The sequence below is a fragment of the Bradyrhizobium sp. genome (assembly GCF_036735945.1).
Taxonomy (GTDB): domain Bacteria; phylum Pseudomonadota; class Alphaproteobacteria; order Rhizobiales; family Xanthobacteraceae; genus Bradyrhizobium.
This window is the reverse complement of record NZ_DAINNI010000050.1, coordinates 1-26,701: the sequence shown is the minus strand read 5'-3', so window position 1 is coordinate 26,701 and position 26,701 is coordinate 1. Positions and strand designations below refer to the sequence as shown.

General features: G+C 64.8%; 22 protein-coding genes. 12 read left to right on the top strand and 10 right to left on the bottom strand.

Annotation, left to right across the window (positions count from 1 at the left end):
- Nucleotides 1-94 precede the first annotated feature (94 nt).
- The 4 genes from glsA to V7E26_RS17250 form a co-directional block, all read right to left on the bottom strand.
- Nucleotides 95-1,954 carry a glutaminase A gene (gene glsA / locus V7E26_RS17265; RefSeq protein ID WP_324418156.1) on the bottom strand — a complete coding sequence of 620 codons (1,860 nt, stop codon included), beginning with the start codon at nt 1,952-1,954 and terminating at the stop codon, nt 95-97.
- 22 nt (nt 1,955-1,976) lie between these two features.
- Nucleotides 1,977-4,040, bottom strand: coding sequence for a TRAP transporter permease (locus V7E26_RS17260; RefSeq protein ID WP_442893419.1), 2,064 nt, complete (start codon nt 4,038-4,040; stop codon nt 1,977-1,979).
- Between the two features lie 52 nt (nt 4,041-4,092).
- Nucleotides 4,093-5,256, bottom strand: a complete 1,164-nt coding sequence (locus V7E26_RS17255; RefSeq protein WP_324418152.1) for a TAXI family TRAP transporter solute-binding subunit — start codon at nt 5,254-5,256, stop codon at nt 4,093-4,095.
- A 153-nt stretch (nt 5,257-5,409) separates the two neighbouring features.
- Entirely contained in the window at nt 5,410-5,631 is a 222-nt protein-coding gene (locus V7E26_RS17250; protein WP_324418150.1) for an acetyl-CoA carboxylase biotin carboxyl carrier protein subunit, read from the bottom strand.
- 134 nt (nt 5,632-5,765) lie between these two features.
- Here V7E26_RS17250 and V7E26_RS17245 point away from each other — a divergent pair, with 134 nt between their 5' ends.
- Together V7E26_RS17245 and V7E26_RS17240 are read left to right on the top strand one after the other, a co-directional pair.
- On the top strand, nt 5,766-6,746 hold the full coding sequence (locus V7E26_RS17245) for an IclR family transcriptional regulator (RefSeq protein ID WP_324418147.1): 981 nt from the start codon (nt 5,766-5,768) through the stop codon (nt 6,744-6,746).
- Entirely contained in the window at nt 6,676-8,235 is a 1,560-nt protein-coding gene (locus V7E26_RS17240; protein WP_324418145.1) for an acyl-CoA carboxylase subunit beta, read from the top strand. The genes V7E26_RS17245 and V7E26_RS17240 overlap by 71 nt, the downstream gene beginning before the upstream one ends.
- 63 nt (nt 8,236-8,298) lie before the next feature.
- Here V7E26_RS17240 and V7E26_RS17235 read toward each other — a convergent pair whose 3' ends face one another.
- The 5 genes from V7E26_RS17235 to V7E26_RS17215 all read right to left on the bottom strand — a co-directional run bounded on the left by V7E26_RS17235 (nt 8,299) and on the right by V7E26_RS17215 (nt 14,878).
- Nucleotides 8,299-9,582: an MFS transporter gene (locus V7E26_RS17235; protein ID WP_324418144.1), complete on the bottom strand. Its 1,284-nt coding sequence runs from the start codon at nt 9,580-9,582 to the stop codon at nt 8,299-8,301.
- A gap of 227 nt (nt 9,583-9,809) precedes the next feature.
- Nucleotides 9,810-9,995, bottom strand: a complete 186-nt coding sequence (locus tag V7E26_RS17230; RefSeq protein WP_324418143.1) for a hypothetical protein — start codon at nt 9,993-9,995, stop codon at nt 9,810-9,812.
- On the bottom strand, nt 9,992-11,677 hold the full coding sequence (locus V7E26_RS17225) for an FAD-dependent monooxygenase (RefSeq protein ID WP_324418142.1): 1,686 nt from the start codon (nt 11,675-11,677) through the stop codon (nt 9,992-9,994). The genes V7E26_RS17230 and V7E26_RS17225 overlap by 4 nt, the downstream gene beginning before the upstream one ends.
- 12 nt (nt 11,678-11,689) lie before the next feature.
- Nucleotides 11,690-12,460 carry an enoyl-CoA hydratase gene (locus V7E26_RS17220; protein ID WP_324418140.1) on the bottom strand — a complete coding sequence of 257 codons (771 nt, stop codon included), beginning with the start codon at nt 12,458-12,460 and terminating at the stop codon, nt 11,690-11,692.
- A gap of 96 nt (nt 12,461-12,556) precedes the next feature.
- Nucleotides 12,557-14,878 carry a molybdopterin-dependent oxidoreductase gene (locus V7E26_RS17215; protein WP_324418138.1) on the bottom strand — a complete coding sequence of 774 codons (2,322 nt, stop codon included), beginning with the start codon at nt 14,876-14,878 and terminating at the stop codon, nt 12,557-12,559.
- A gap of 91 nt (nt 14,879-14,969) precedes the next feature.
- Between V7E26_RS17215 and V7E26_RS17210 the strand changes: the two genes are divergently transcribed.
- Nucleotides 14,970-15,524, top strand: a complete 555-nt coding sequence (locus tag V7E26_RS17210; protein WP_324418136.1) for a PaaI family thioesterase — start codon at nt 14,970-14,972, stop codon at nt 15,522-15,524.
- A gap of 63 nt (nt 15,525-15,587) precedes the next feature.
- Complete coding sequence (locus V7E26_RS17205) at nt 15,588-16,202, top strand: TetR/AcrR family transcriptional regulator (RefSeq protein ID WP_324418134.1); 615 nt, start codon at nt 15,588-15,590, stop codon at nt 16,200-16,202.
- Between the two features lie 32 nt (nt 16,203-16,234).
- On the opposite strand, the gene V7E26_RS17200 is transcribed toward V7E26_RS17205, so the two are convergent.
- Nucleotides 16,235-17,149 (bottom strand): LysR family transcriptional regulator, encoded by a 915-nt coding sequence (locus tag V7E26_RS17200; protein WP_324418132.1) that lies wholly within the window; start codon nt 17,147-17,149, stop codon nt 16,235-16,237.
- A gap of 91 nt (nt 17,150-17,240) precedes the next feature.
- Between V7E26_RS17200 and V7E26_RS17195 the strand changes: the two genes are divergently transcribed.
- The 8 genes from V7E26_RS17195 to V7E26_RS17160 all read left to right on the top strand — a co-directional run bounded on the left by V7E26_RS17195 (nt 17,241) and on the right by V7E26_RS17160 (nt 26,524).
- A complete protein-coding gene (locus V7E26_RS17195) occupies nt 17,241-18,737 on the top strand; it encodes a CoA-acylating methylmalonate-semialdehyde dehydrogenase (protein ID WP_324418130.1) in 1,497 nt (498 codons plus the stop codon).
- Between the two features lie 19 nt (nt 18,738-18,756).
- Nucleotides 18,757-19,902 carry an isobutyryl-CoA dehydrogenase gene (locus V7E26_RS17190; protein ID WP_324418128.1) on the top strand — a complete coding sequence of 382 codons (1,146 nt, stop codon included), beginning with the start codon at nt 18,757-18,759 and terminating at the stop codon, nt 19,900-19,902.
- Complete coding sequence (locus V7E26_RS17185) at nt 19,899-20,972, top strand: enoyl-CoA hydratase/isomerase family protein (RefSeq protein ID WP_324418126.1); 1,074 nt, start codon at nt 19,899-19,901, stop codon at nt 20,970-20,972. Before V7E26_RS17190 ends, V7E26_RS17185 begins: the two co-directional genes overlap by 4 nt.
- Before the next feature lie 33 nt (nt 20,973-21,005).
- On the top strand, nt 21,006-21,890 hold the full coding sequence (gene mmsB, locus V7E26_RS17180) for a 3-hydroxyisobutyrate dehydrogenase (RefSeq protein ID WP_324418124.1): 885 nt from the start codon (nt 21,006-21,008) through the stop codon (nt 21,888-21,890).
- A 10-nt stretch (nt 21,891-21,900) separates the two neighbouring features.
- Nucleotides 21,901-23,631 carry an AMP-binding protein gene (locus V7E26_RS17175; protein ID WP_324418122.1) on the top strand — a complete coding sequence of 577 codons (1,731 nt, stop codon included), beginning with the start codon at nt 21,901-21,903 and terminating at the stop codon, nt 23,629-23,631.
- 3 nt (nt 23,632-23,634) lie between these two features.
- Nucleotides 23,635-24,114 carry a MaoC family dehydratase gene (locus V7E26_RS17170; protein WP_324418120.1) on the top strand — a complete coding sequence of 160 codons (480 nt, stop codon included), beginning with the start codon at nt 23,635-23,637 and terminating at the stop codon, nt 24,112-24,114.
- A 229-nt stretch (nt 24,115-24,343) separates the two neighbouring features.
- The gene (locus V7E26_RS17165; RefSeq protein WP_324418118.1) at nt 24,344-25,261 is read left to right on the top strand and encodes an SDR family NAD(P)-dependent oxidoreductase; all 918 of its coding nucleotides are present in this window, start codon (nt 24,344-24,346) and stop codon (nt 25,259-25,261) included.
- Between the two features lie 84 nt (nt 25,262-25,345).
- On the top strand, nt 25,346-26,524 hold the full coding sequence (locus V7E26_RS17160) for a TIGR03862 family flavoprotein (protein WP_324418170.1): 1,179 nt from the start codon (nt 25,346-25,348) through the stop codon (nt 26,522-26,524).
- Nucleotides 26,525-26,701 lie beyond the last annotated feature (177 nt).

Sequence of the window (26,701 nt, the reverse complement as noted above, 5' to 3'; positions counted from 1 at the left end):
ATGCTCCTCGGGATGAGGCCCGTGAGATGAGCTCCAAGACCCTCATGGAGAGGAGCCCGGCAAAGCCGGGCGTCTCGAACCATGTGGCCCGAAGCTACCCCGACGTCAGCAGGTTCAGCCTGGCATTGGCCATGATCAGACGGTCGGCCAGTAGTTGCGCGAGGTTGCGCATGATCCGCTCACCGGCGCGCGGATGCTGTTTGCGGAATCGTTCGAAATCGCGCAGCGTGATTTCATGGGCGGTTGCGGCCATGTCGGCGAATACGTCGGCCGAGCGGATCGGCTCCAGCAGCGCCATCTCGCCGAACGGCATGCCTGCCGTCAGCGTCGCCAGCCTGATTCCGTCCGGCAGCGTGACATGCACCACGCCGCTCCTGAGAAAGTACAGCGAGCCGGCCGGCTCGCCGGCGGCGATGATTCTTTCATTCGCCTGATAGGTCCTGATCGTGGCGAGCGAGGCCAGATCGGTCAGTTCCTCGTCGGTCAGCCCCGCCAGCAGCGATTGTTCGGAGAGTTCGGTCGCCTCGAAGAAGTCGATCGCGCCGCCGTAACGGTACACGAGCTGGTCTTCCGCCCATTCGATCGCGGCATCGAGCAGATAGTAGTTGCGGATGTTGGTCAGTCCCTCCGTCCACTCGGCGATCATCTGCCAGTCCGGCGACGAGCGGCGGATGCCTGATAGAATAACGGTGACGTGGTGCGCGGCGAGTTCGCGGAATTCCTCGGCGAGCAGGCGGGCTCCGGCGCGGGTCATCGCCGTGACGCGACGCAGGTCGAAAACGACGAGTTGCGGGCGCGGCTTCGCCGCAAGCTGGCGCGAGACGTAGTCGACATTGGAAAACGACAGCGTCCCGACCAGCTCGATCACGCGGACGTCCTGGGTATGGGCCGCCAGAATGTTCTGTTCCTGCGCACGCCGCACCCGGCGCGACGGGCTGTTGCCGATGTCGTAATCGGCGATGATGCTGTTGCGGGCATCGTCGCTGCGGTTGAGCATATGGAGGTCGTAATGCGCCGACAGCGCCTCGCAGACCTTGATGCCGCGGACGCTGTTGCCGTGCTTGTCGAGCCTCGGCGAGTAGCTGCCAAGCCCGAGCCGGGCGGGCAGGGCGGCAAGGATGCCGCCGCCGACGCCGCTCTTGGCGGGAATGCCGACCCGGTAGATCCATTCACCGGCATAGTCGTACATGCCGGAAGAGGTCATCACCGATAGCGTGCGCGCGATGGCGTAGGCGCTGATCACCCGTTCGCCGGTCACCGGATTGATGCCGCGATTGGCGAGCGTCGCCGCCATCACGGCGATGTCGCGCGCCGTCACCAGGATGGCGCATTGCCGGAAGTAGACCTCCAGCACCTCGGCGACATGGTCCTTGATGACGGCATTGGTGCGCAGGAGATAGCCGATCGCGCGGTTGCGGTCGCCGGTCGCGCTTTCGCTGGCATAGACGGCGTCGTCGACGTCAAGCTCGCGTCCCGCGAAGCGGCCCAGCGCCTGCCTGATATGCTCGAATGCGGCGGCGCCCTTGGCCTCGTGGATCAGGCCGGAGCAGGCGATCGCGCCGGCATTGACCATCGGGTTGAAGGGATGGTTTTCGGCATTGAGGCGGATCGAGTTGAAGGGATCTCCCGACGGCTCGACGCCGATGACGCCCTCGACCTGCGCCGCACCCAGCGTATCAAGCGCCAGCGCGAACACGAACGGCTTTGACATCGACTGGATGGTGAAGGGGACCTGCGTGTTGCCGACCTCATAGACATGGCCGTCGAGGGTGGCGAGGCTGATGCCGAAATGATCGGGGTCGGCCTTGCCAAGCTCCGGGATGTAGTCGGCCACCGCGCCGCCGGTCTCGGGCGTGAAATCCGCGTGGCAGGCGGTCAGGAACCGCAGCAAAGGCGGCTTCGAGCTGGCCCAGGCTACGGGCATCGGTGGAAACGGAGGAGGCAATGGCTTCATCGCCTCCTCTTGTGCAACGCAATCAGGGTGCGTGCAACTGCTTCGCTTCGGGGGCCTGCCGACGTATCAGGACCAGCGAGACAAGGACGGTAGGAACGAGAATGGCGAGCCCGAGCATCGTGACCTGCACCTGCGACAGCGGCATGATGCCGCCGCCGGGCGTCGCGATCACGAAGCCGCCGATCACGAGCAGCACCCGCAGCGGCCATTCCAGCGTGCCGGTGCCCCGGAGGTCGCCGACAAAGGCCTGGTAGCCCTGGATCCCGCCGCAGATGAACAGCGTGCCGAAGCCCGCCAGCGCCATCAGTCCGAGCCCTTCGAGATACGGGCTCGGCCCTTGCAGGACCAGCGCCGGATTCAGGACGAAGAAGAACGGGATGAAGTAGATGATGCTGCCGACCCACATCGATTCCCACCCGGTCTTCATCGCCGGCGAACCGGCGATGCCGGCCGCGGCAAAGGAGGCGATGGCGACAGGCGGTGTGATCGAGGAGAGCATGCCCCAGTAGAAGATGAACATATGCACGGCCATGCGGTTGAGGCCGAGCTTCTCCAGCGCGGGCGCCACGAGGATGGCAAGGAAGATGTAGCAGGCGGTCGTCGTCAGTCCGAGCCCGAGCACGAGGCTGGTAAAGGCGCACATCACCAGCAGCAGGAATGCGTTGTCGCCGGCGATCCGCAGCAGATCGTTGGCGAGGCTGGAGACCACGCCGGTCATCGAGAACGCGCCGATCAGCAGGCCGCAGCCGGCCAGGATGCCGACCAGTTCGACGAAGGTCCGGCCATTGACTTCAAGGAACTTGTTGATGGTTCCAAGCGTCCAGCGCGTGTCCCTGGAGAAAAGCTGGTTCAGAACCAGCAGCAGCGCGGTGGCGTAGAACGGCGCGTGGCTCTCGCGTTTGAAGTGCAGCAGCATCACGATCAGGAGCGCGATGACGAAAATGTAGTACCAGCCGCTCTTGATCGTATCCCAGACCTTGGGCAGTTCGGAGCGCGGAATGCCCTTCAACCCGTGGCGCGCCGCATACGAATCGACCTGCATGAACAGCCCAAGATAGTAGAGCGCCGCCGGAATGATCGCGGCCACGGCGACCTCGGCGTAGCCGACGTTGAGGAACTGCGCGATCACGAACGCGGTCGCACCCATCACCGGGGGAGCCAGCACCGCGCCGGTCGAGGCGCAGGCTTCGATCGCGCCGGCATAGGAGGCGCGGAAGCCGCTCTTCTTCATGACCGGAATGGTCATGGTGCCCGCGGTCAGCACGTTGGAGATGATCGAGCCTGACATCATGCCGAGCAGGCCGGAGGCGAAGATGCAGACCTTCGCGGCGCCGCCGCGGAAGGTGCCGCACAGCGCGAAGGCGATGTTGATGAAGAACTTTCCAGCGCCCGTCATCATCAGCGCCGTGCCGAACACGAGGAAGCCGATCACGGTATCCGCGAAGGCCTGGATGGGGATGCCGAGCAGGCTTTCGCCCGACAGCACGTGGTAGGAGGTCGCCTGTTCGAGCGTCGATTGGGTGCCACGGAACGGGCCGAGCCAGCTCGCATCGGCGAACAGCGGATAGACGGTGAACGGCAGCACGCTGAACAGCAGGCTCCAGCCGCCGGTGCGCCGCAACGCCTCCATCAGCACGACCCACATGATTACGCCGGCGACGATCACAGGGGTCGGCGCACCGCCGAATTCCCAGCCGGCTTCCGCCGCCTTGCGGACGCTGCGCATCAGGAGGATGGCGCAGGCGAAGGTCGCGACAAACAGCAATATGTCGTACCAGGGAATTCGATCGAGCGGCGCGCCCCCGGCCCCCGGAAAGATCAGGAACGTAAACGGCAGCATCAACGCGATGAGCAGATAGAAATACTCGGTGTTGAGCTGGGTGTAGCCGATGAAGAAGCGCAGCGAGAACTGCTGGTTGATGCACAACAGGATGGTGACCGCGGTCGCAACCACGAGCGCCCAGCGCCAGCCCCCGCGCAGTGTTCGCACGCGGGTGACTTCGGCTTCCTGCATATTGGCATGCGGGTCGTCGAACTCAATGCGCTGTGCCGGCGCGACGGTGCTGCCGCTCGCTGAAGATGACATCATTTCCCCCGAGACGCTGTTCGCCTGCATTCGAGCGACGAATGGGGCCGTATTATTCGAACCCGTTGGGCATATTCGCCTTGGCCAGCGCCGCCGCGCGCGCCTTCATCCAGCCGTCGAGATACGCCTTGTCGTCCGAGGGCGGACTGGACTTGCCGTAGTCGGTCCAGGCTGCCGCCAGAACCTGCTGGCGCTTCAAGAGCTCCTTGTTGTGGGCTTCCTGCTCGTCGGTCCACTGACCGGCTTCCTTCAGCGCCTTTGCCGCGCCCGGATGCACCGGGACCACCCAGTTCTTGGTCTGGCGGTCGGCGGCAAGGCCCGATGCACCGGGTGCGGAATCCTTGTAGGCGTCATAGCCCGTGATCATCGCCTTGGTGATGGAGTAGACCTCGGCCTCGGGCAGCGAGCCGTAGGCCACGAAGATCGGGTAGGGGTAGTTGCCGAGCTCGATCGGCTTGTCCTTGGAAATGCCGGCGCCGCAGGTCGCGATATGCGGGAAGAAGAACGAACCGACCTTTTTCACGCGCTCCCAGCCGGCCTTGTCGTTGTGCGGCAGGGGCGGCCAGACGATGCCGCGCGGCGAGGTCTCGAGTTCCTTTGCCGGGCCGGTGATGGTGGTGGCGAAGGCGGCATCGACGTCGTTGTTGACCATGCCCTTCCACATCGCGCCGTAGCTCGAGAACTCGACGGCCTTGACGTCGTTCTGCTTGAGGTCGCCGAACGCCAGGATCGCGAGCGCGTTCTGGTTCAGCGCCGGCGAGCCGACCACGAAGCCGACGCGCTTGCCCTTGAGCTGCTTGACTTCGGTCACGCCGGTGTCCTTGGCGACGCCGAGCGAGCCGGCGTTGCAGTCGACCGACGACAGCACGAGCTGCAGGGCCTGCGGACCCCATTCCCTGGTGCCGAACTCGAACACGCCTTCCTGGGCGAAATAGGTGCCGGAACCCATCGCGGACATCGCGGCGCGCTTGGCGCGCAGCGGCGCCAGCCGCGCCACGTCGTTGCCGGCGGGCAGCACGCGGACGTCGGTGCCGTATTTGTCCTTCATCATCTTGCCGACGCCGACCGCAATATTGAAACCCGCGGTCCCGGTGTCATAGGCGGTGACGACCATGGTCGGCGGCAGCTTGACGTCCTCGGCATAGGCGGCGGACACTGCCAACCATGAAATGCCTGCGAGTGCGACCGGCGCGAATGCCTTCATGCGATGAATCATGTCTTCCCCTCGGATTGTTTCGCGATGCGAAATCTCGTTACCGTAATCATGTCATCGGCTGCTTGTGATGGCAACGTCAGGTGCATACGACTAAACATCTAAGCCGGACAGATTGTCGCGGAACACGTTGCAGGCAGATCTATGCTGCGAACGTTAAGCTTCGATGATCGCAACGACCTGTCCTTCGGCAATGACGTCGTCGAGCTTGACCAGGATCGATTTGATCTTTCCTGCCGCGGTCGACGTCACCGGGATTTCCATCTTCATGGCTTCCACGAATGCGATCTCATCGCCGTCGTCGACATCGCCGCCGGTTGCAACAGAAAGCGCGCACACGCGCCCGGCGACTTCGGTAACGATTTTGATTTCCGGCATTTCCGTTCTCCCAAGGACCGTCTGACGGACAGGCTGTCCTCGTGAACGGCTTTTTGTTGTGGCGGCAGATTGCCTGAGGTAGTTTGTTCTGCAAGTGGAATTTTATTCCGCAGAGCGGAATGGAGCCGACAACAATGGGAAGACGCTCGGAACGGCTTAGCAAGCAGGGAATGCTCGCCAGCGACCTGTCTGGCGAGGGCGATGTGATCCAGGTGGTGTCGCGGGCGTTCGACGTCCTGCGCTGCTTCGAGGGGCATGAGGCCAGGCTGGGCAATCTGGAAATTTCCAGTCGCTGCGGTCTGCCGCGCTCGACGGTATCGCGGCTCACGCACACGCTGACGCGGATGGGCCAGCTCGTCTATCTGCCACGCGACCAGAAATACCGCATCGGACCAAGCGCGGTGGCGTTGAGCACCTCGATGATGAAGGGGTTGCAGCTTCGCAATCTGATCAGGCTGCGGCTGCAGGACGTTGCCGACCAATTGCCTGGAACCGTCGGCTTCGTGATTCCGGATCGCTACCAGCTGGTCTATCTCGAATTCGCGCGCGCCGCGAACGCGCTCGGGCTGCACGAAGGCACCGGCAGCCGCATCTCGATGACGAGCACCGCGGCGGGCTTTGCCTATACCGCGGCACTCGACGCCGACGTCGGCGACGCCTTGATCGCCGAGATGGAGCGCGAGATCCCGGACAATGCGCGACAGTTGAAGTCGCGCATCGAAGAAAATCGCCGGCATTTGTGCGAGCGTGGCTATGTCGTCGGCTGCGGCACCTGGAGCCCGCACATCAACGGATGCGCGGTTCCGCTGTGGTCGCCGCAATATCAAACTTACGTCGTCGTGACGATCGGCCTTCTCTCCGCGATGTTCGACGAGGAGCGGCTGCATACGGAAGTGGCGCCGCAGATGCTCGAACTCGGCGCTGCGATCGGCGGTCTGCTCGAAGGCGGCGAGGGCGATATCTTCACCAGCCGCATCGAGAGAAAGCCGCCGCTTCCGGCCCGGCCGCTCAATAACAACAAGATCATAAAAACGGAGGATACGAATGAACTGGAAGCCGGAGCTCGACGATCTCGCTCGGCGCGAAGCGTTCGCGCGCGAGATGGGAGGCGTTGACAAGGTCAAGCGCCAGCATGACCAGGGCCGGCTCACGGTTCGTGAGCGTATCGACAGACTGATCGACAAGAATTCCTTCCACGAGATCGGCGCGATTTCCGGCATCGCCGAATACGACGAAAACAGCGAGCTCAAGCAACTGACGCCGGCCAACTGCGTGTTCGGCCGCGGCAGGGTCGGCGGCCGCACCGTGGTCGTGGTCGGCGACGATTTCACCGTGCGCGGCGGCTCCGCCGACGCCTCGATTTCCGCCAAGCCGCTGATGGCCGAGGAGATGGCGCATGATTTTCGCCTGCCCATCATCCGGGTGATCGAAGGTTCCGGCGGCGGCGGCTCGGTCAAGACGATCGAGACGCGCGGCGCGGCCAATCTGCCGGGCGGCGTCGGCGGCACGCGCTGGTACTGGTTCACGACCGCGAACATGGCGCGCGTGCCCGTGGTTGCGCTCGGGCTCGGCTCGGTCGCGGGCCTTGGTGCGGCGCGGCTGGCCGCGAGCCATTACTCTGTCATGACGAGGAACTCGGCGATGTTTGTCGCCGGTCCCCCGGTCGTGAAGCGGCTCGGCCAGGACCTGACCAAGACGGAACTCGGCGGCGCCGATATCCAGACCCGCGCCGGCGGCGTCGATGATGCGGTCGACACCGAGGAGGAGGCGTTCGAGCGCGCCCGCCGCTTCCTGTCCTATCTGCCGTCATCGGTCTACGACCTGCCGCCGACCACGCCCTGCAACGACGATCCGGAGCGGGCGGAAGAATCGCTGATGAAGGCGGTGCCGCGCAGTCGCCGCCAGGTCTACAAGATGCGCCCGATCATCGACGCCGTCGTCGACAAGGGCTCGTTCTTCGAGGTCAACGCCAATTTCGGCCGCCCGATCATCACCGGCCTTGCCCGCCTTGAAGGCCGCGCCGTGCTGCTGCTGGCGAGCGATCCCTTCCACTATGGCGGATCGTGGACCGCGGAAGCGTGCCAGAAGGTGGTGCGCTGGGTCGATTTCGCCGAGACCTTCCATTTGCCTGTCGTCTATCTGATGGACTGCCCGGGCTTCATGATTGGGCTTGAGGCCGAGAAGTCGGCGACCATCCGCCACGGCGTCCGCGCGATGGCGGCGGTCAACCAGTCGACCGTGCCCTGGTGCACCATCATCGTGCGCAACGCGTTCGGCGTCGCCGGTGTCGTGCACCAGCCGGCCAACCGCTATTCGATGCGTTATGCCTGGCCGTCGGCCTATTGGGGCTCGCTGCCGCTCGAGGGCGGCATCGAGGCCGCCTACCGCGCCGACATCGACGCTTCGGACGATCCGGCCGCGAAGCTGAAGGAGATCGAAGATCGCCTCAACAAGCTGCGCTCGCCGTTCCGTTCGGCCGAAAAATTCTGGGTCGAGGAGGTGATCGATCCGCGCAAGACGCGCTCGCTGCTCTGCGAATTCGCGCGACTGGCGGAGCCGATCCGGACGGCGGGACCGCCGACGAATATGTCGACGCGGCCGTAGGCTTGCGAGTAGCGAATGGCGAATAGCGAGTGGGATTTCTATTCGCTATTCGCTACTCGCCCCTTACGCTGCCACCGGTTTCGGTGCTCGCGAGATCGCCAGCACGATCAACGCCGCTACCACGCAGAGCGCGCCGGCAACGAAGAACGCCGGCAGGTAGGTCTGCAGCAGTGTTCGCGACAGGCCGGCGCCGAACGCCGCGACTCCCGCGCCGAGTTGATGGCCGGCAAAGATCCACCCGAACACGAGATTCGCGCGCTCGGCGCCGAACCGCTGCGCCGTCAGCCGCACCGTCGGCGGCACGGTCGCGATCCAGTCCAGCCCGTAGAACATCGCAAACAGCGACAGGCCGTAGAGCGTGAAATCGGAGAACGGCAGGAACAGCAGCGACAGGCCGCGCAGCCCGTAATACCAGAACAGGAGGTAGCGATTGTCGTAGCGGTCGGACAGCCAGCCCGAGGCGATGGTGCCGACGAAGTCGAAGATGCCCATCGCCGCGAGCAGGCTTGCCGCCTGCACCTGTGGAATGCCGAAATCGAGGCACATCGGAATCAGGTGGACCTGGACCAGCCCGTTGGTCGAGGCGCCGCAGATGAAGAAGGTCGCGAACAGAATCCAGAACACGCTGGACTTCGAGGCGTCGCGCAGCGTGCCGAGCGCGGTCGCAAAGATCGGCGCATTGTTCGGCGGCGGCGCCGGCAGCGGCTCGGTGCCTTCGTCGCCGAACGGGCGCAGGCCGACATCGCTCGGCCGGTCGCGCATGATCAAGAGCACGCCGAAGGCTGATATTACCAGCATGACGCATACCAGCGTCAGCGCGACCCGCCAGCCATAGGCATCGGTCAGGGTTGCCAGCAGCGGCAGGAAGGCGAGCTGTCCGGTCGCGACGCTCGCGGTCAGGATGCCGACAACGAGGCCGCGGTGGGCCACGAACCAGCGCGCGGCAATGGTTGCGCCCAGCACCAGCGCCGTCATGCCGGTGCCGATCCCGATCACCACGCCCCACAGCAGCATCAGGTGCCACACCTTGCTCATGGCGAGCGACGCAACGAGACCGGACATGACAATGACCTGCGCCGTCAGCGTCACGTTGCGCAGGCCGTAGCGGTTCATCAGCGCGGCCGCGAATGGCGCCATTAGCCCGAACAGGATGAAGCGGATCGACAACGCCGAGGAAATCTCGGCCGTGCTCCAGCCGAATTCCTTCTGCAACGGCACGATGAAGACGCCGGGGGCACCGACCGTGCCGGCGGCGATCAGGGCGGTGAGGAAGGTCACGGCGACCATCGCCCAGCCATAATGGATGTTGCGGCGGGCGAGGGCGGCGGACAGCCAGTTCGAGATCATTGGGCCTCGGCGGATGAGGAGAGATTTGCCTGGCGCATTCTGACTTAATCGAAGTTCGACTTGAATGTCATACTTCCCTCATTTCAGGACATGCCGAGATTGAATTACGATCATAATATTACTTGCAACGAGAATCGCAACGGACAAATCCCGTCGAAAAACTCTCATTCGCATGAGAAAATCTGATCCGGCGCTGCCCGAACGCTTCCGATCCGTAGCGACGGCAGCTATTCCAGCCCGTCGAGGGCGGTGTCGATCGCCTTGCGGAAGGTCGCGATGTCGCCGAGTTCGTGGGCGAGCACGAGCGCAAGGCGGGTCAGGAACAGGGCTTCGCGCGCAGGTCCGGCCTGATCGATCGCCGTCGCCAGCGTTTCATAGGCGGTCTCGAAGTCCTCGAACGGCATCGCGCTCATGGCGTCTCGCTTCCCAGGCAGATCCCTGCGGTTTTCACGATCTCGTCGAAGTTGTTCGCCTTCCAGCGCCCGGCAATGTGCAGGTCGGGCCGCAGCAGATAGAGCGTGCCTGCTACGGCTGCGAACAGTCGGGCGATCTCGCCGTCATGATCGGCGATGGCGTTCGATTCAGCATGGTTTGCTGTGACAACCACCGAGACGAAGCGCCGGTCGATACGGCCGAGTTCGGCCAGCAGCGCCGCCTGTTCGGAAGTCGGGGCGCCATCGCAGAACAGGATGGCCGTCATGCCGTTGCCGGCTCGATCGAGGAGATAACTTCCGTCGGCGAGCTTTGCATTCGGGGCGGCGCTGCCGCTGGGCGGCCCGCCGGCAAATTCGGTGTCACGTCCGGCATAGGGCGTCAGCCGGCTATCCGAATAGGTATAAGGCTGCATCTGGCGCGGATTGGCCAGCCCCCGCGGAAATGCGTGCTTCAAGCTGAGCGACAACGCCGCCTCGCGCGCCAACCGCCAGCCGCGCGTCGGCGGCGTCATGAAGCGTGTGCTCTTGGTGGCGTTGGCGAAGACATCGAGCGTGGCGCCGCGCCGCTCCGGCGAATAGCTGTCCAGCAGCCGCTCATCGGCCTCGCCATGCAGCACGAGCGCCAGCTTCCAGCCGATGTTCTCGGCATCGGCAAGCCCGTTGTTCAGCCCGCGCACGCCGAAGATCGGCACGATATGCGCGGCGTCCCCGATGAAGAAGACGCGGCCGTGCCGGTAGTCGTCGAGGCAGAGCGTGTTGGCCGAATAGACGCTCCACCATTCCAGCTCCCACGGCCCGGTGTGGCCGATATCGGAGAGGATGGCGCCGACCCGGGCGCGGATGTTGTCTTCCCGCATGGCTTCCTGCTCGCTCTCGCCTTCGCGGAGCTGGTAGTCGACACGCCAGATATCGTCAGGCTGCTTGTGGATCAGCACGGTGCCGCCCGGATTGCCGGCCGGCTCGAAAAAGGCGCGGCGCTCGGTCGGAAAATCGTGATCCATGCGGATATCGGCGATCACATAGCGGCCTTCGTAATTGTCGCCCTTCAACCGCAGGCCGAGCATCGATCGAACAGGCGATCGCGCGCCGTCGGCCGCCAGCACATAATCCGCATCGAGCCGATAATCGCCTTCCGGCGAGGCGACGCGGACCGAGACGCCGTCAGTGCGCGGCTCGATATCAGACAGTTCGCTCTGCCAGCGCATGTCGATCAGATCGCTGGCGGCAACCGCATCATGCAGGTATTTCTCGATGTATTGCTGCTGCAGATTGTACATCGGCAGGTATTTCTCGCCCGGCGGTTGCGGCATTTCCAGCCGGAAGATCTGCTCGCCGCGATAGTAGCTGCGACCGAAGTGCCAGCCGAGCGACTTTTCAATAAAGGGCGCGACCGCGCCGACCCGCTCCAGGATGTGCATGCTCGGTCGAGCGATGCAGATGGCGCGGCTGCCGTCATTGAAGGTGTCCTTGCGATCGATCAGCACGCTCCTGATTCCGTAGCGAGCCAGCACCAGCGCCGCCGTCATGCCGATCGGCCCGGCGCCGACGATCAAGGCCGGATGCCGTGTCGCGCCGCCGTCAAGCTCGGCGACACGCGGCGCCGCGAATTGCGGATAGTCGAAATAGAGCGACTCCAGCGGTCCCTTGCCGGCCGGTCTCATGCCTGCCTCCGTCTATTTCTTGCGATCGAGAAATCCCTGCATCAGCCGCTGTGGCTCGCCGGTCAGGAACGATTGTCCGAACACGCCGACGCTCAGATTGACCGACTCCGTCAGCGGCAATTCCTCCCATTGCCGCAGCAGCGCCTTCTGCGAACGCAGCGCCTCGGGGCCGCATTCCAGCAGCGCCTTGACCGTGTGCTCGACCGCTTGATCCAGCCCGCCTTCCTTCGCGACCACGTCGACCAGGCCCCAGGCCAGCGCGGTCGGCGCGTCGATATTCTCCGCCGTCATGATCAGCCAGCGGGCGCGGCCCCAGCCGATCAGCCTTGGCAACAGCGCTGCGTGGATTACCGAGGGAATGCCGACGCGCACCTCCGGCATGCCGAATTTGGCGTCATGCGCGGCGACGCGGAAATCGCAGGCGGCGGCGACTTCGAGACCGCCGCCGAGGCACCAGCCGGGCAGCCGCGCGATCACGGGCGCCGGAAACTGGCGCACGGCCTCGCAGAGATCGCGCAGCCGGGTGATGAAGGCCTCCGCAGACTTCTGGTCGAGCTTGGCCATCTCCTTGATGTCGGCGCCGCCGATCATGCTCTTCTCGCTCTGGCCGGCGAGGATCACCGCGCGGATGCTGGTGTCGCCGGCGAGCTTCTCGAATCCCTCGCGCACCCCGCTGGTGACGGCGGAGGAGAGAATGTTGAGCGAGCCTGCGTTGCAGATCGAGAGCCGAACGACGCTCCGGCCGTCGCGATCGATGCCGCAATGGGGATTGAGCATTTCCATGATTGTCGCTCCCTTGGGCGCGCGTGCGCCGAGGGTGCCACTTCCTTGCCAAGGGCCGGTCTTGTCAAGGGTCGCGGGCGCAGGGTGGCCCGCGCCTCAAGCCGACACGGAATGGATACGCCGTGAGGCCGCCTCATAGGCTGCGGCTTCCGCCGCCGCCAGCCGTTCCAGCCGCACCGGGACGTGCTTGTGATAGGGCGTCCCGGCGATCGGATCGCAGTTGCCGCTGTCGGTCAGCAAATTGACGCGGGGGCCGTTGTTCAGCCGCTCGCCGTCGGCGGCCGGGTAGTTCTGGCCGTAGCCGTGCGGCAGCGCGAGCTGGCCGCTGCGCATGCTGTCGTCGCGCTTGCAGCGTGCGACCACGCGGCCGGCGGCTGAAAGCACCGCGATCCATTCGCCGTCCTCCGCGCCAAGCGATGCCAGGTCGGCGGCGCTGATCAGCAGCGCGCCATCGGGATCATCGCGCCGCCAGGCGGGATCGCGAAAGATCTGGTTGGCGTTGAACATGCGTCGTTGTCCGGCGGCGAGCACGTATGGATAGTCGCCCCGAAGTGCGGCATTCGCCGGGTCGAGTTTGCCGAGCCATTCCAGCATCGGTGCGACCGCAAGGTGGATCTTGCGGTCGGGATGCGAGATCAGCGACCATACCTCGTCGTAATCATGCTCGGTGAAGGCAGCGCCGTTGCGCGATCCGACGATCGTGTCGAACAGCACTTCGCCGAGCATCTCGTCCGGAATCTCGCTGTTCGCATCGATCGCGCGGCGCACCGCCTGCGGCGAGCGCTTGGCGCAGAGATGTGCGGCCTGCCACAAGGGCGCGGCGGCGGCCGTGTCGTCGGGCAGGGTGGCCCCCAGCGTGTTGTAGAGCACGAGCGCGCCGAGCGCTGCGAGCTGCGGATTGGCGCCCATGAAGGCACGCAATTCCCCGGCGAAGGCGAGCCGGGAACGAAAGGCGGCTTCGCGCAACGGCGCCAGCGCGTTGTCGCCGGGCAGCAGGCCCAGCGCGCGACTGAGCCTTGTATAGATTTCCGGCTCGGGCAGGGTGCCTTCCAGCGGCGCGACCACGCCCGCGCGCACATGGAAATAGTTCTTCGGGAATTCGAAGTTGAACAGCGTGAATTCGGTCTTCTCATACTGCGAGGAGGCCGGCAGCACGTAATGCGCCAGCCGCGCCGTCTCGGTCATGGCGACGTCGACCACGACCACGAGGTCGAGCGCGCGCAGCGCCTTCTCGACCTCAGGGGTATTCGAGGCGGTGTTGGCGGGGTTGGAACTGTCGATCCATACCGCGCGCAGGCGGTCGGGATGGTCTGACAGCACCGCATCCGGAAACAGATTGGGTGGCAGCAGTCCGCCGATCACCTCGATATCGGCGGCGGCAAAGCGTTGGTTCGGCGAGTTGCCCCAGAGCGGCACCAGCCAGCTATGCAGCTGGTTGGTGCCTTTGCGGCCAAAGCTGCCGGTCAGCATGATCAGCAGTTTTTCCAGATAGGAATTGAGCGTCGAGTTGACGCCCTGCTGGATGCCGAGCTCGACGCGGACGGTCATCGCTTTCGCCGCCACGATCATGTCGACGCAGTGCTCGACCAGCGCGAGCGGGATGTCGGCGGCGTCAGCCCATTGTTCGACCGGAATTCGCTTTAGCGCATCCCTGACTTCCGCATAGCCCGTGGTGTGCTGCTCGACGAAGGCGTGGTCCACCGCGTCGCGCTGGATCAGCCGTGCCAGGATCGCGCCTAACAGGAAGGCGTCGGCGCCGGGACGCACCGCGAGATGCAGGTCGGCGCGCTCGGCGGTCTCGGAGCGGCGCGGATCGATCACGATCATCTTGCGGGTGGGATCCTTGCGGATGTCGTTGAGATGGTCGCGCGCATTGGGAAATCCGTGCGCGATCCAGGGGTTGGCGCCGATCACGAACAGCAGGTCGCAGTGATGCACGTCCTCGGCGGTGTGGCAGGTCTGGCTGCCGAACATGTGGCCGTTGACCCAGAAATCGCCGGTCTTCTCCTGCGACAGCGCATTGAAGACATGGCGCGAGCCGAGCGCGCGCAGCAGCGCCGTGGCATAGGCGCCGCCGGCGTGATTGCCCTGGCCACCGCCGCCATAGAGCGCGAGGCTCTTGCCGCCGTGGCGATCGACGACATCGCGCAATCTTGTTGCGATCTCGGTGATTGCGGTGTCCCAGTCGATCGCATCGAAGCCGCCATCGGCGCGGCGGCGCAGCGGCGTGGTCAGCCGGTCGCGGTGATGCGCATAGAACGGGATGCGCGCGGCCTTGTTGCAGAGATAACCCCTGGATTTCGGGTTGTCGCGGTCGCCGCGCACTTTTGCGATGCGGTCATTTTCGACCAGCACCTCGAGGCCGCAATTGACGTAGCAGAGGTTGCAGGCGGTCTTCCGCCAGTCGGAACTCGGCATGGCCATCTCTTCCATTGTTGGGCAGATCGATTATATATTATGATCGTCATTCAATCAATCGACCACTGACCTCGCATCAAGGAGAGCGATCATGACAACGGGCATCGCCCAACCGGCCCTGGAACGTGCCGACCTGTTTGCGCCGCAGCTTTGGCGGGAGCGGGTGGTACAATGGCAGGCGCCGGGCCCGGTAGCGAAGGCCGCCTCCGCGATGTCCGGGCTGCAGACCATGTGCGCGATCCGCGACGGCATCCTGCCACCGCCGCCGATGGCGCGGCTGATCGGCTTCAGAATGGCCGTCGCAGAATCCGGTCGGATTGTGATGGAACTCGATCCGGAGGAGAGCCTGGAGAACACGATCGGGCTGCTTCACGGTGCGACCGCCGCGGCGCTGCTGGATACCGCCATGGGATGCGCGATTACCTCCATGCAGCCGGCAGGCCAGGCCTCGGTGACGCTGGACCTCAAGCTGACCTTTCTGCGCCCGCTGTCGGTCCGGTCGGGGACGATCTCGGCGGAAGGCAAGGTGGTAAAATTGGGCCGCCAGACCAGCTATGCCGAAGGCTTCGTCCGCGACGGCTCTGGTAATCTTGCGGTGCACGCGACCGCGACCTTCTCGATGATCTCAGGCGAAAAAGCGAAATAAAATGCAGCTTTTCCCGCCGCGACTGCTATTATATGATTACGGACATTTAATGGGAATACGTCGATGCGCTATTCGAAAGAGCACAAGCAGGAGACCCACGCGCGGATCGTGAAGAAGGCCTCGGTGCGGCTTCGCGAGAAGGGCGCGCATGGCATCGGCGTCGCCGACCTGATGAAGGAAGCCGGCCTGACCCATGGCGGCTTCTACGCGCATTTCGATTCGCGCGAGGCGCTGGTGATCGAGGCGTTTGCCTACGCGATGGACCGCTCGATCGAGCACTGGCGCAAGATGGCCGCTGAAACGCCGCCGGAGAAGCGTCTGTCGACGATCGTCGACGCCTACGTTTCAGCCGTGCACCGCGACGATCCCGGGCGCGGCTGCGCGGTGCCGACGCTCGGCGCCGAGATCGCCCGCGAGAGCGCCAAGACCCGCAGGGCGTTTTCCGCCAAGCTCGACCAGTTGATCGACGTCATGGCCGACCAGATTCCGGACGTGCCGCGCAAGACGGCGCGCCGGCAGGCGATGGGCACGCTGGCGACGATGATGGGCACGCTGGTGATGTCCCGCGCCGCCGGCAGCGGCGAACTGTCAGATGAAATTCTCGCTTCCGGCCGCGAGGCCGCGCTGTCGCGTGCGGCGAAGCCGGCCGCGAAGAAGGCGCGGGCGAAGGTGAATTAGAATCGACGGCCTCTCCACGTCGTCCCGGCGGCTCACCGCCCGCCGAACAACGCGCGCTCGCGCTCCACCGTCTCATGGATGTAGTCGGCGACCGCGCGAATACGCGCCAGGTCCTTGCTGTCGGCGTGCATCAGCATCCAGAAGGTGCGCGATATCCTGACCTCATCGGGCAGCACGGCCCGCAATTCCGGGTGCGCTGTCGCCATGAAGTGCGGCAGTACGGCGATGCCGAAGCCGGCGATGGTGGCGTTGAGCTGGGCGATCAAATTGGCGCTGCGGAATTTGGCCGAGATCTTCGGCGAGACCTGCGGTAAATAATCCAGCTCCGGCGTGAACAAGAGCTCCTCGATATAGCCCACGAAGCGATGATCCGGCAGGTCGCCGCGTCCTTCGATTTTGGGCGCGCGTTCCAGATAGGCCGGCGCGGCATAAAGCCCCAGGCTGTAGTCGAGCAGCTTGCGGCCGACGATGCGGCCTTCCTTGGGCATCGACAGGCTGATCGCGATGTCTGCCTCGCGCTTCGACAGGCTGAACAGCCGCGCGGTTGCGACCAGTTGCAGGTCGAGATCGGGGTACCGCTCGGTGAACTTCACCAGCCGCGCGGCCAGGAAATGGCTGCCGAAGCCGTCGGGCGCGCCGATCCGCACCGTGCCGGTGAGCCGGGCGCGGGAGCCGCCGACCGCCTCCTGGTTGGCCACGATGGTGGATTCCAGCGCCTCCGCACTGTCGGCGACGCGCTGGCCGGCCTCGGTCAGGAGGTAGCCGGTCTTGCGGCGGTCGAACAGTTTTGCCGAGAGATGCCGTTCCAGCCGGTCGACGCGGCGGATGACGGTGGCGTGGTCGACCGATAGCTGCTTGGCGGCAGCCGAAACCGAGCCGCCGCGCACGATCGCCAGCACGAAGCGGAAGTCATCCCAATCTATCGTCCGTGAGCCTTGATCCAGCATTTCCGCACATCTAAGGTGCAATATATTGGACTTGTATCCCAAGAAATGCGGGTCAAAAAGAGCCCCAACAAGGTTCTCAGGGAGATCATTCATGCGCTCAATCGGACACTTCATCGGCGGCAAAGAGGTCAAGGGCACGTCGGGCCGCACAGCCGACGTTTTCGAGCCGATGACCGGCGACGTCCAGGCCAAGGTGGCGCTGGCCTCCAGGGCGGAAGTCCGCGCCGCCGTCGAGAACGCTGCGCTTGCCCAGCCCGAATGGGCCAACACCAATCCGCAGCGCCGTGCGCGCGTAATGATGAAGTTCGTCGAACTGGTGCAGCGCGACCACGACAAGCTCGCCGAGATTTTGGCACGCGAGCACGGCAAGACCGTGCCCGACGCCAAGGGCGACATCCAGCGCGGCCTCGAAGTCGCCGAGTTCGCCTGCGGCATTCCGCATCTGATGAAGGGCGAGTACACCGAAGGCGCCGGCCCGGGCATCGACATCTATTCGCTGCGGCAGCCGCTCGGCGTCGTCGCCGGCATCACGCCGTTCAATTTCCCGGCGATGATCCCGATGTGGAAGTTCGCGCCGGCGATCGCCTGCGGCAACGCCTTCATCCTGAAACCCAGTGAGCGCGACCCGGGCGTGCCGATGCGCCTCGCCGAACTGATGATCGAGGCGGGGTTGCCGCCCGGTATCCTCAACGTCGTCAACGGCGACAAGGAAGCCGTCGACGCCATCCTCGACGATCCCGATATCAAGGCCATCGGCTTCGTCGGCTCGACGCCGATCGCGCAGTACATCTATGAACGCGCCGCCCAGACCGGCAAGCGCTGCCAGTGTTTCGGTGGCGCCAAGAACCACGCCATCGTGATGCCCGACGCGGACATGGACCAGACCGTCGACGCGCTGATCGGCGCCGGCTATGGCTCGGCCGGCGAGCGCTGCATGGCGGTGTCGGTCGCGGTCCCCGTCGGCAAGACCACCGCCGACCGCCTGATGGAAAAGCTGATCCCGCGCGTCGAGAGCCTGAAGATCGGCACCTCGATCGATCCCTCCGCCGATTACGGTCCGTTGGTGACGCGCGAGGCGGTCGAGAAGGTCAAGAACTACATCGACATCGGCATCAAGGAAGGCGCGACGCTCGCGGTCGACGGCCGCGGCTTCAAGATGCAGGGCTATGAAAAGGGCTTCTATCTCGGCGGTTCGCTGTTCGACAACGTCACCAAGGACATGCGGATCTACAAGGAAGAAATCTTCGGCCCCGTGCTCTCGGTGGTCCGCGCCCACGATTACAAGGAAGCGCTGGCGCTGCCGTCGGAGCATGACTACGGCAATGGCGTCGCGATCTTCACCCGCGACGGCGACGCCGCCCGCGACTTCGCCGCCAAGGTCAATGTCGGCATGGTCGGCGTCAACGTGCCGATCCCGGTGCCGATCGCCTATTACACGTTCGGTGGGTGGAAGAAGTCGGGCTTCGGCGATCTCAACCAGCACGGCCCGGACTCGGTGCGCTTCTACACCAAGACCAAGACGGTCACCTCGCGTTGGCCCTCCGGCGTCAAGGAAGGCGCGGAGTTCTCGATCCCGACGATGAAGTAAGCCCGCGAGCGAGCGCAAGATGCAGTTCGCTCTCAACGAGGATCAGATCGCGGTTCGCGACATGGCGCGGGCGTTTGCGGCCGAGAAGATCGCGCCGCACGCGCTGCGCTGGGACGAGGAGAAGCATTTTCCCGTCGACGTGATGCGCGAAGCCGCCACGCTTGGCATGGGCGGCATCTACATCAAGGAGGACGTCGGCGGTTCGGCGATGACCCGGTTCGACGCGACGCTGATCTTCGAGGCGCTGGCGACGGGGTGCCCGACCGTCTCGGCCTTCATCTCGATCCACAACATGGCGTCATGGATGATCGATGCCTATGGCAACGACATCCAGCGGCAGAAGTGGCTGCCCAAGCTCTGCACGATGGAACTGATCGCGAGCTACTGCCTGACCGAGCCGGGCGCCGGCTCGGACGCGGCGGCGCTGCGCACCCGCGCGGTGCGCGAGGGCGATCATTATGTCCTGAACGGGCAGAAGCAGTTCATTTCCGGCGCTGGAGGCACCGATCTGCTGGTGGCGATGGTGCGGACCGGCGGCGATGGTCCGGGCGGGGTTTCGACGCTCGTCATCGACGGCAAGGCGCCGGGCGTGTCGTTCGGCGCCAACGAGCGCAAGATGGGCTGGAACGCGCAGCCGACCCGTGCCGTGATCTTCGAGAATGCCCGCGTGCCCGTCGAGAACCGGCTGGGAGAGGAGGGCATCGGCTTCAAGATCGCGATGGCCGGGCTCGATGGCGGCCGCCTCAACATCTCCGCGTGTTCGCTCGGTGGCGCGCAGAGCGCGCTCGACAAGTCGCTGGCCTACATGAAGGAGCGCAAAGCCTTCGGCAAACGCCTCGACGAATTCCAGGCGCTGCAGTTCCGCCTCGCCGACATGGCGACGGAACTGGAGGCGGCACGAACGTTTCTGTGGCGCGCGGCAGCCGCCCTCGACCGCAAGGATCCGGATGCGACCATGCTGTGTGCGATGGCAAAACGCTTCGGGACTGATGTGGGCTTCGAGGTCGCCAACCAGGCGCTGCAACTGCATGGCGGTTACGGCTACCTCAGCGAATACGGCATCGAGAAGATCGTGCGCGATTTGCGCGTGCACCAGATCCTGGAAGGGACCAACGAAATCATGCGGCTGATCGTGTCGCGCAAGTTGATCGAGGGCGCGCGATGACGGCTGCGGCTGTAGCAGAAGGCGATCTGATCGCGCGCAAGGAAGGCTCGGCCGGCATCATCAGGTTGAACCGGCCGAAAGCCATCAATGCCGTGACGCTGGAGATGTTCCACGACATCGACAAGGCGCTCGATGCCTTCGAGGCAGATCCTGCGGTTGCCGTGATCCTGCTGGAAGGCGCCGGCGAGCGCGGCCTGTGCGCCGGCGGCGACATTCGCGCGCTCTGGGAAAGCTCGAAGGTGAAGGGCGATCTCGGCAAGATCCTGTGGCGTGACGAATATATCCTCAACGCCCGCATCAAGAAGTTTCCGAAGCCATACGTCGCGTTCATGGACGGCATCGTGATGGGCGGCGGCGTCGGGCTGTCCGCGCACGCCAGCCATCGCGTCGTCACCGACAAGACGAAGCTGGCGATGCCCGAGGTCGGCCTCGGCTTCTTTCCCGATGTCGGCGGCACCTGGCTGCTGTCGCATTCGCCGGGCGAGATCGGCACCTATTTCGGACTGACCGGGCAGACCATGAATGGCCCCGACGCGGTCCATGCGAAATTCGCCGATGCGGTGGTGTCGTCGGCAAAACTGCCTGACTTGCGCGACGCGCTGACGAAGGTCACGCCAGGTGCGACTTCGGCTGATGTCAGGAAGCTGATCGAAGGCTTCTCCACCGGCGAAACGGTCGGGCCGGTCGCCGCCCAGCAGGTGAAGATCGATGCACTGTTTTCCTACGATCGCATGGAAGACATCGTGGCGGCGCTGCAGCGCGATGGCTCCGACTTCGCACAGGCGACGCTGAAGACGCTGAACGAGAAATCGCCGCGCGGCATGGTCGTGACGCTGAAGCTGCTGCGTCTCGCGCGCACGGCATCGTCGCTCGAGGAATGCCTGGCGCGGGAATATCGCGCGGCACTGGAAGTGTTCGCCAGCGACGATTTCCGCGAGGGCGTACGCGCTGCCGTCATCGACAAGGATCGCAATCCAAAATGGTCGCCGCCAAGGATCGAGGAGGTGACGCCGGCTATGGTCGCGCCTTACTTCGCCGAGATCGGCGCGGACGAACTGAAGTTTCCCTGATCAGAACAGAACAATTCAAGCGGAGGATTCGAGATGGCAAATATCGCATTCATTGGCCTCGGCAATATGGGCGGGCCGATGGCGGCCAATCTGGTCAAGGCCGGCCACAAGGTCACCGCGTTCGATCTGGTCGCCGCTTCGCGCGATCAGGCCAAGGCCGACGGTGCAGGGATCGCCGAGAGTTCGGTTGCAGCCGTGAAGGGCGCCGACGTCGTCATCACCATGCTGCCGGCGGGCAAGCACGTGCTGTCGGTCTGGAGCGAGGTCGTTCCAGCCATGACCAAGGGCACGCTGATCATCGACTGCTCGACCATCGACGTCGAAAGCGCCAAGCAGGCGCATGCGCTGGCGGCAAAGCATGGCGCGCTCTCGGTCGATGCGCCGGTGTCCGGCGGCACCGGCGGCGCCAAGGGCGCGACGCTGACCTTCATGTGCGGCGGCGAAGAAAAGGCCTTTGCTGCGGCCAAGCCCGCGCTGGAGAAGATGGGCAAGAAGATCGTCCATTGCGGCGGCGCCGGCGCAGGCCAGGCGGCGAAGATCTGCAACAACATGATCCTCGGCATTTCCATGATCGGCGTCGGCGAGGCCTTTGCGCTCGCCGAAAAGCTCGGCCTGTCGCATCAGGCGCTGTTCGACGTTGCCTCGACTTCGTCGGGCCAGTGCTGGGCGCTGACCTCCTATTGCCCGGTGCCGGGTCCGGTTCCGGCTTCGCCCGCCAATAACGGCTATAAGCCGGGCTTTGCCTCCAATCTCATGGTGAAGGACCTGACGCTGGCGCAGGACGCCGCCAATGCCGCCGGCGCCGTGACGCCGCTCGGCAAGCACGCGCAGGAGATCTACAAGGCGTTCGACGCCGCCGGCCACGGCGGGGTGGATTTCTCCGGAATTATCCAGCACGTTAGGAGCCTTGCGAAGTAACGGAGACCTGATGACGAGTTTTCAGGAAGCGCGCGCCTTTCTGCTCAAGCACCGCACCGACTACGATGCGGCCGTGAAGGGATTTCGCTGGCCCGAGCCGGTTCCCTTCAACTGGGCGCTCGACTGGTTCGATGCGGAACTGGCGCAAAATCCTGACAGCCGGGATCGCACCGCGCTCTGGATCGTCGATCCCGGCGACAAGGAGACCAGGCTTTCTTTTGCTGAACTGTCGCGCCGCTCCAACCAGGTCGCCAACTTCCTGCGCGCACAGGGGTTGAAGCGCGGCGATCACCTGTTGCTGTTGCTCGGCAACGTCGTGCCGCTATGGGAGACCATGCTGGCGGCGATGAAACTCGGCGTGGTCGTGATCCCCGCCACCACGCTGCTCACGGCGGATGAACTGCGCGACCGGCTCGACCGCGGCAGAGCGAGGGCAGTCGTCGCAACGGCGGATCAGGTCGCCAAGTTCGCCGGCCTCGGCGGTGACAAGCTCGTTCGCATCGTGGTCGGTGCGACGGCGAAGCACGACGGCTGGCTGCCGTTCGAGCAGGCCGCCAGCGCTTCCGAGACGTTCGCGCCTGACGGACCGACCAATGCCGACGACCCGATGCTGCTCTATTTCACCTCGGGCACCACGGCAAAGCCAAAACTGGTGCGACACAGCCAGCGCAGCTATCCGGTCGGCCATCTCTCGACCATGTTCTGGCTCGGCCTGCAGCCGGGCGACGTGCATCTGAACATCTCTTCGCCTGGCTGGGCCAAGCATGCCTGGAGCTGCCTCTTCGCGCCGTGGAATGCGGGAGCCACGATCTTCGTGGTCAACCAGCCGCGCTTCGACGCCAAGGCGTTGCTCGCGACCGTCGGCCGCTGCGGCGTCACCACGCTGTGCGCGCCGCCGACGGTGTGGCGGCTGTTCATTCAGGAAAAGCTCGCCGACTTCAAGGTCAGCCTGCGCGAAGTCTGCGGCGCCGGCGAGCCGCTCAATCCGGAAGTGATCGACCAGGTGAAGGCAGCGTGGGGTCTCACCATCCGCGACGGCTACGGCCAGACCGAGACGGCGGCACTGGCCGGCAATTCGCCGGGCCAGAAAGTCAAGGTCGGCTCGATGGGCCGTCCGCTGCCGGGCTATCGCGTGCAGATCACCGATGTCGACGGCAACCTCACCAGGGAAGGCGAGGTGACGCTGGTGCTCGGCGCCGATCGGCCTGCCGGCCTGATGCAGGGCTATCAGGGCGAGGACGGTAAACTGAGCGGTGCGGAGGGTGACCTCTACCGCTCGGGCGACGTGGTGTTTGCCGATGACGAGGGCTATCTGACCTTCGTCGGCCGCTCCGACGACGTCTTCAAATCCTCCGACTACCGCATCAGCCCGTTCGAGCTGGAAAGCGTGCTGCTGGAGCATGAGCAGGTGGCCGAAGCCGCCGTCGTGCCGAGCCCCGATCCGATCCGGCTTGCGATCCCCAAGGCCTATGTGCTGCTGACGTCGGGTGTCGAGCGTTCGCCGGAGACAGCGCTCTCGATCTTCAAGCACCTGCACACTCGTCTCGCGCCGTTCAAGCGCATCCGCAAAATCGAACTGGTGACCGAGTTGCCGAAGACGATTTCCGGCAAGATCCGCCGCGTGCAGTTGCGCCGGCTCGAACAGGAGAATAATCGCAGCGATGCGCTGCGCGGCGCCGAGTTCCGCGAGGAAGACTTTCCGGAGCTGCAGAAGGTGCGGACCACCGGGCTGGAGAACTGATTGATGAATGAAGTCTGGAAGAAGCCGCCGGTCTCGCTATCGGCCTATCAGGCCATGGTCGGCAAGGAGATCGGCGTATCGTCCTGGCACCTGATCGACCAGAAGCGGATCAACGCCTATGCCGACGTGATCGAGGACCATCAGTTCATCCATGTCGATCCTGAACGGGCGAAAAAGGAAACCGCGTTCGGCAATACCATCGCGCATGGTTTCCTGACGATGTCGCTGATGAGCATCATGTCCTACGAGGTGATGCCGGTCATCGAAGGCACCTCGATGGGCGTCAATTACGGTTTCGACAAGCTGCGCTTCCTCTCGCCGGTGCGCGCCGGCTCGCGCGTCCGCGGGCGGTTTACGCTCGCCGAAGCCGGGCTGCGCAAGCCGAAGGAATTGCAGTCCCGCACCAATGTCACGGTCGAGATCGAGGGCGAGGACAAGCCCGCGCTGGTCGCCGACTGGATCGGGCTGATCTATTTCGATTAGGTTTCCGTCCGCCATGGCCGGGCTTGACCCGGCCATCCATCACTGCTCAAAACCTGTCAATCGCGCGGAGACCTTACCCTCTCCCCTTGTGGGAGAGGGTGGCTTCGCAAAGCGAAGACGGGTGAGGGGTTCTCTCCGCGAACTCGGCTTTGGAGACAACCCCTCATCCGGCGCTTCGCGCCACCTTCTCCCACAAGGGGAGAAGGAAGATGAAACCAGGAATTTTCGCATGGCAATCAGGTTTGACGGACGCGTCGCAATCGTCACCGGCGCGGGCAATGGTCTGGGACGGGCGCATGCGCTGGGGCTGGCGAGCCGCGGCGCCAGGGTGGTGGTGAACGACTTCGGCGGCGCGCGCGACGGCAGCGGCGGCTCGCTGTCGCCGGCCGAGACCGTGGTCGAGGAAATCCGCAAGGCCGGCGGCACGGCGATGGCCGACGGCGCCGACGTTTCGAACTTCGAGCAGGTCACCGCCATGGTCGAGCGCGCCACGAAGGAATGGGGCAGCGTCGATCTGCTGTGCGCCAATGCCGGTATCCTGCGCGACAAATCCTTTGCCAAGATGGAAGTCGCCGATTTCCAGAAGGTGCTGGATGTCCACCTCGTCGGCACCTTCTATTGCTGCAAGGCGGTGTGGGCCGGCATGCGCGACCGCAATTACGGCCGCATCGTCGTGACCACCTCGTCGTCGGGCCTGTTCGGCAATTTCGGCCAGGCCAATTACGGCGCGGCGAAGGCCGGCATGGTCGGCCTGATGAACGTGCTCGCCGAGGAAGGCCGCAAGAACAACATCCGCGTCAACACGATCTCGCCGACCGCCGCGACGCGCATGACGGAAGAACTGCTGCCGCCGCAGGCGCTGGCCTTGATGAGGCCCGAGGCGATCACGCCCGCCGTGGAGTTCCTGCTCAGCGAGGACGCGCCGACCCGCACGATCATGGGCGCGGGTGCGGGGTCGTTTGCGGTGATCAAGATCATCGAGACCGAAGGCGTCAATTTGGCCCAGTCCGACTGGACGCCCGATGCGGTCGCGGCGCATTTTGCTGAGATCAGCGACACCTCCAAGGCCAAGGCGTTGCAGGGTGCGTTCGAGCAGACGCAGAAATATGTCGCGCAGGCAGCGGCGCGGGCGGGAATCAAGCTGTAGCCCCACGCAGCTCCGGCCTACACTGCCGCCATGTCATCGCACGCCAAAAGCGTCGCCATCATCGGTGCCGGCCCCGCCGGCCTGATGGCGGCCGAGGTGCTGGCGCAGAGCGGCGCTGCCGTCACCGTCTTTGACGCGATGCCCTCCGCCGGCCGCAAATTCCTGATGGCCGGGCGGGGCGGGCTCAACCTCACACACAGCGAGCCCTTGCCAACATTTCTCGCGCGCTACCGCGAGGCGATGCCGCATCTGAAAGCCGCCGTCGAAGCATTCCCGCCACAGGCCCTGCGCGACTGGAGCGAAGCGCTGGGCCAGGAAACCTTCGTCGGTTCCAGCGGCCGGGTGTTTCCCAGGGCGTTCAAGGCATCGCCCCTGCTGCGGGCCTGGCTGCGGCGGCTGGATTCGCACGGCGTAAGGCTGGCGCTGCGTCACCGCTGGACCGGCTGGGACGAGCAGGGCCGTCTGGCGTTTGAAACGCCTGACGGCGCGCGCTTGATCGAAACATCCGCAACCGTGCTGGCGCTCGGCGGCGCAAGCTGGCCGCGGCTGGGCTCCGATGGCGCGTGGACGGAAACGCTTGCGGCCAAAGGCGTCAGGATATCGTCGCTGCGGCCGGCAAATTCCGGCTTCACCGTCGCCTGGTCGGACATCTTTCGCGGCCGTTTTGAGGGGCAGCCGTTGAAGGGCGTGGCGCTGACGTGCGGCAAGCACAGCGTTCGCGGCGAGGCCATCATCACCCGCACCGGCATCGAAGGCGGCGCGGTCTACGCGCTGTCGGCCGCATTGCGCGAGGCTATCCTGCGCGATGGATCGGCCACGTTGAACGTCGCCCTGCGCCCCGATGCGGAACTTGGCGAACTGATCACGAAACTATCAGCCGCGAGGGGCAAACAGTCCTTCTCGAACTTTCTCCGCAAGGCCGCAAATCTTTCGCCCGTCGCGATCGGGCTGTTGCAGGAGGCAGCCAAGGTATCCGGCAAGTCGTTGGCTGCGCTTTCTCCCGTTGATCTCGTACGTTTGATTCAGGCGGTGCCAGTGCAACTCACCGGCGTCGCGCCGATCGCACGCGCCATCTCCACCGCGGGCGGCCTATCGTTCGACGAACTCGATGACGCCTTCATGCTTCGCCGCATGCCCGGCGTGTTTGCCGCCGGCGAAATGCTCGATTGGGAAGCGCCGACCGGCGGCTACTTGCTGCAGGCGTCGTTCGCGACCGGCGTCGCGGCCGGGAAGGGCGCGTTGAGATGGCTCTCGAACCCGTAGGGTGGGCAGAGCGAAGCGTGCCCACCACTGCTTGCTCGCTCTTTGATGGTGGGCACGCTGCGCTCTGCCCACCCTACATTTCACCGCAGCTTCCCCCGTGCCGCTACCGGCAACACGCCGATGATCTCGTCGCCGCGCACCATCACCACCTCGTCCATCATGTTGACGACGACGCAG